Origin of the sequence: Kitasatospora mediocidica KCTC 9733, from assembly GCF_000744225.1 — a bacterium.
GTDB classification, from domain to species: Bacteria; Actinomycetota; Actinomycetes; order Streptomycetales; family Streptomycetaceae; genus Kitasatospora; species Kitasatospora mediocidica.
In genome coordinates, this window is record NZ_JQLN01000004.1 from 1,041,504 (window position 1) to 1,046,755 (window position 5,252).

The 5,252-nt window shown below is 71.7% G+C and carries 1 protein-coding gene; it reads right to left on the reverse strand.

The genetic code is table 11. The features are described from left to right. Window positions 1-262 precede the first annotated feature (262 nt). Window positions 263-5,188, reverse strand: coding sequence for a type I polyketide synthase (locus BS80_RS11980; protein WP_035796303.1), 4,926 nt, complete (start codon window positions 5,186-5,188; stop codon window positions 263-265). Between the last annotated feature and the right edge of the window lie 64 nt (window positions 5,189-5,252).

Here is a 5,252-nt window from a genome sequence, read left to right on the forward strand (position 1 = left end):
TACGCAACCCATTTACGGCAGACGGCATCGGAATATGCTTTCGGATCCTCAAGCACGGGACCCTGGCACCCACAACCACATTTACTCGACTTCTCGGCGAGAGGTTATGGCCGATCCAACCCTGCCTACAACCCCTAACCAAACCCCTACCACCCCCTGCGAGCGGAGGTGGTAGGGAGAAGGTCAGGGAACGGCGACGCTATTCAGAGATTGAGGAGAATCCTGTCCGCCATCGACAGTGACGTCAAGAGCGGAATTCCCGTCATCCCCGCCCGAGGCCCTGGTTGATGAATGCGAAGAGTTCCTCGTCGTCCGCCGAACCGAGTGCGTCGACGTCCAGCGCCGCGGCGGACCCGGCCGGAGATTCGGCGGCCGTCACCGGCGAATCCGCGTCATTCCATTTCGCGAGCAGCGACTGGAGGCGCATCGTCACGCGGGCCCGGGTGACGTTGTCGGGCGCGCTGGCGGCGAGCACCGATTCGAGCTTGTCGAGCTCCTCCAGCACCGGCGCACCGCCGGCCGCGGCGTCGGGCACCACCTCGGCCCGCAGGCAGGCCGCCACGGCCGCCGGGGTCGGGTGGTCGAAGATCAGGGTCGGCGGCAGCTTGAGGCCGGTGGCGGCGTTCAGCCGGTTGCGCAGCTCGACGGCGGTCAGCGAGTCGAACCCCATCTCCTTGAACGCGCGGCCCGCCTCGATCTGCTCGGCCCCCGCATGCCCGAGGACGGCCGCAACGGCGGTGCGCACCAGCTCCAGCAGCACCCGCTCCCGCTCGGTCTCCGGCAGGCCGCTGAGCCGGCGCACCAGGTCGGCGGCACCGAGGCCGTCCTCGGCCGCGTCGGCCTGCATCTCCTTGACGGCCTCGCGGGCCTCGGGCAGGTCGTCCAGGAGCGGGCGGCGCCGGTCGGCGGTGAAGGCCAGCGTGAAGCGCTTCCACTCCATGTCCATGACGGTCAGCGCCGTCTCGTCGCGGTCCAGCGCGTGCTGGAGCGCGTTGAGCGCCTGCTCGGAGGCCATCTCGTTGATGCCGTGGCGGCGCATCCGCTCGCCGATGGCACCGCCCACCGTGTCGCCGTCTCCCCACGGTCCCCAGGACAGGGTGGTCGCGGGCAGGCCGTCGGCCCGGCGCTGCTCCGCGAAGGCCTGTAGGAAGGCGTTGCCCGGCGCCTGGTTGCCCTGGCCGGGGGCGCCGAAGGTGGCGGCGAAGGAGGAGAAGAGGACGAACGCGGACAGGTCGAGGTGCTTGGTCAGCTCGTGCAGGTGCAGGGTCGCGTCGACCTTGACCTTCAGGACCCGGTCCACCTGCGCGGCCGTCAGCCCCTCGATCACACCGTCGTCCAGCACCGCGGCGGTGTGCACCACGGCGGTCAGCGGCCGGTCGGCCGGGATGCCGTCCAGCAGCGCGGCCAGCGCCTCGCGGTCGGCGACGTCGCAGGCCGCGACCGTCACCTCGGCGCCCAACGCCTCCAGCTCCGCCCGCAACTCCACCGCCCCCGGCGCCTCCAGACCACGACGACTCGTCAGCAGCAGGTGTTCGGCCCCCTCGGCCGCCAGCCGCCGCGCCACCCGCGCGCCCAGCGCACCCGTGCCACCCGTCACCAACACCGTCCCCGACGCCCGCCAGGAACGCACCACCGGCGACTGCCCCAACGGCGCACGCACCAACCGCCGCGCGAACAACCCCGACGTACGGACGGCGAGTTGATCCTCCTCACCATCACCCGCCAGCACCCCCACCAGACGCTCCAACGCCCGGGTATCCGGAAGGGCCGGCACGTCCAGCAGACCGCCCCAGCGCTCGCCGTGCTCCAGCGCCGCCACCCGGCCCAGACCCCAGACCAGCGCCTGCACCGGCGCCGCCAGACGATCAGCACCGCCCACCGACACCGCACCCGACGTCACCGACCACAACGGCGCCACCACACCCGCGTCACCCAACGCCTGCACCAGCGCCAACTGGCCCACCACACCCGCCGGAACCGACCCGAACACCGGATGCGCCACATCGTCCAACGCCAACAGCGAGACAACACCGCTCAGTTCACCGCCCAGCCGCTCGGCCAGCGTGCCGCGCTCCTCCTCCAGACCCAGCACCAGCGTGCGCACCTCCGCACCGCGCTCGGCCAGCGCCGCGACGACGCCGCGCACCCACTCGCCGTCCGCCACACGCTCCGGCACCACCACCAGCCACGCACCCGACAGACGACCGGCCGACAGCTCCGGCAGCGCCTTCCACGTCACCTTGTAACGCCAGCCGTCCACCACCGACTGCTCACGACTCTGCCGCCGCCACGAGGACAACGCGGGCAGCACCGCACTCAGCGGCTGATCCCCGTCAACCGCCAACTCGGCCGCCAGCGCCTGCCAGCCCTCGGACTCCACGGCCTCCCAGAAGCGGGCGTCGACGGCGTCGACCGTGCCCGCCTGCACGGCCCGGGGGGCAGCAGCCTCCGGCCAGTACCGCTGCTGCTGGAACGCGTAGGTGGGGAGGGCGACTTGGCGCGAACCGGTCCCGGCGAAGGCAGCCGGCCAGTCCACCGACACCCCACGCACCCACGCCTCACCCACCGACGTCCACAACCGCTCCAAACCACCCTCACCACGGCGCAGCGTCCCGATCGCGGCGACCTCACGATCCATCGCCTCCGCCGTCTCCTGAACGGCCATCGTCAGCACCGGGTGGGCGCTGGTCTCCACGAAGACACCGAAGCCCTCGGAGACCAAACGGCGCACCGCGCCCTCCAGTTCGACCGTGGAGCGCAGGTTCGCGAACCAGTAGCCCGCGTCCAGCTCGGGGCCCTTGACCCACTCACCGGTCACCGTCGACAGGAACGGCACCTTCGCCGCCATCGGCTCTACGGGTGCCAGGCACTCCAACAGCTCCGCGCGCAACGCCTCCACCTGCGCGGAGTGCGAGGCGTAGTCCACCGCCACCCGACGCGCCCGCACACCGTCCGCCTCGCACGCCGCGAGGAGCTCCTCCAGCGCCGCCGGCTCACCCGAGACGACGACCGAGGACGGCCCGTTGACCGCCGCCACCGACACCCGCTCCTCACCCCAGCGAGCGATCAACTCCCGCACCCCGCCCACCGGCAGAGCCACCGACACCATCCCACCCGCACCAGCCAACACCCCGCCGATCACCCGGCTGCGCAGCGCCACCACCCGCGCCGCATCCTCCAGCGAGAGGATCCCCGCCACACACGCCGCCGCGATCTCACCCTGCGAGTGGCCCACCACCGCCTCCGGGACCACCCCCAGCGACTCCCACACCCGCGCCAACGACACCATCACCGCGAACAACACCGGCTGGACCACATCCACGCGCTCCAACGAAGGAGCGCCCTCCACGCCGCGCAGCACATCCAGCAGCGACCAGTCGCAGAACGCCTCCAACGCCGAAGCACACTCACCCATCCGCGCCGCGAACACCGGCGAGGAGTCCAGCAGTTCCACCGCCATACCCACCCACTGCGAACCCTGACCGGGGAACACGAACGCCAACTGACCACCCGCAACCGACCCCTGCACCACACCCGGCGCCATCACCCCACCGGCCACCGCACCCAACCCCGCCAACAACTCCCCACGACCCGCACCCACCACCACCGCACGACGCTCCAACGCCGCACGACCCACCGCCAACGACCAACCCACATCACCCACACCAGGACCACCCTCACCCAGCGCAGCCAACAACCGCTCCGCCTGACCCGCCAACGCCCCCGCACTCTTCCCCGACAACACCCACACCGGCGGAACCACCGACCCGGCCACCGGCTCGGCCGGTGCCTGCGGCACGGCCGCGGGCGCCTGCTCGATGATGGCGTGCGCGTTGGTGCCGCTGAAGCCGAACGAGGAGACGCCCGCGCGGCGCGGGCGGCCGGTCTCCGGCCAGGCGGTGGCGGTACGCGCCAGCGACACGGCGCCGGCCGTCCAGTCGATGTGCGGCGACGGCTCGGCGATGTGCAGGGACTGCGGCAGCACACCGTGCTGCATCGACATCACCAGCTTCATCACTCCCGCGATGCCGGCGGCGGCCTGGGTGTGACCGATGTTGGACTTCACCGAGCCGAGCAGCAACGGCCGCTCCTGCGGCCGGTCCTGGCCGTAGGTGGCCAGCAGCGCCTGCGCCTCGATCGGGTCACCGAGCGAGGTTCCGGTGCCGTGCGCCTCGACCACGTCCACCTGGTCGCTGGAGAGCCGGGCGTTGGCCAGCGCCTGGCGGATCACCCGCTGCTGCGACGGGCCGTTGGGCGCGGTGAGCCCGTTGCTCGCGCCGTCCTGGTTGATCGCGCTGCCGCGGACCACCGCGAGGACGGGGTGGCCGTTGCGCTGCGCGTCAGAGAGCCGCTCCAGCAGGAGCATGCCCACGCCCTCGGCCGGGCCGAAGCCGTCGGCGTCCGAGGAGAACGCCCGGCAGCGGCCGTCCTTGGACAGGCCGCGCTGCCGGCTGAACTCGATGAACAGGCCCGGGGTCGACATCACGTGGACGCCACCCGCCAGGGCCAGCGAGCACTCACCCAGCCGCAGCGCCTGGACGGCCAGGTGCAGCGCGACCAGCGAGGCCGAGCAGGCGGTGTCCACGGTGACCGCCGGGCCCTCCAGGCCGAAGGTGTAGGAGAGCCGGCCGGACATCACGCTGGCGGCGTTGCCGGTGCCCAGGTGGCCGCCGTAGTCCTCGTCGCCGTCCAGCACCACGGGCAGGTAGTCGGAGCCGTTGATACCGGCGAAGACGCCGGTCCGGCTGCCGCGCAGGGTGCCCGGGTCGATGCCGGCGCGCTCGAACGCCTCCCAGCCGGTCTCCAGGAGCAGCCGCTGCTGCGGGTCCATCGCCATCGCCTCACGCGGCGAGATCCCGAAGAACGCCGGGTCGAAGCGGGTCGCATCGCTGAGGAACCCGCCCTCGCGGGTGTAGGAGGTGCCGGGCACGTCCGGGTCCGAGTCGAACAGGTTCTCCAGGTCCCAGCCCCGGTCCGCCGGGAACCCGCTCAGCGCGTCGCCGCCCGAGGAGATCAGCTGCCAGAACTCCTCGGGGGTCCGGATGCCGCCGGCGAAGCGGCAGCTCATCGCGACGATCGCGATCGGCTCGCGGGCCTGGTCCTCGACATCCTGCAGCCGCCGGTACGCCTCGTCGAGATCCGTGGTGACCTTCTTCAGATATTCACGGAGCTTTGCTTCGTTCGCCATTGGCTTCTTCACCTATTCGCTTGCGATGGTTCGTCTGGGTGGTCGGGGTGGTGCGGCCGTGCGG

Bases quoted from the DNA above. Each gene is read 5' to 3' on its own strand.
- BS80_RS11980 (WP_035796303.1), bottom strand. From the start codon at position 5,188: ATGGCGAACGAAGCAAAGCTCCGTGAATATCTGAAGAAGGTCACCACG.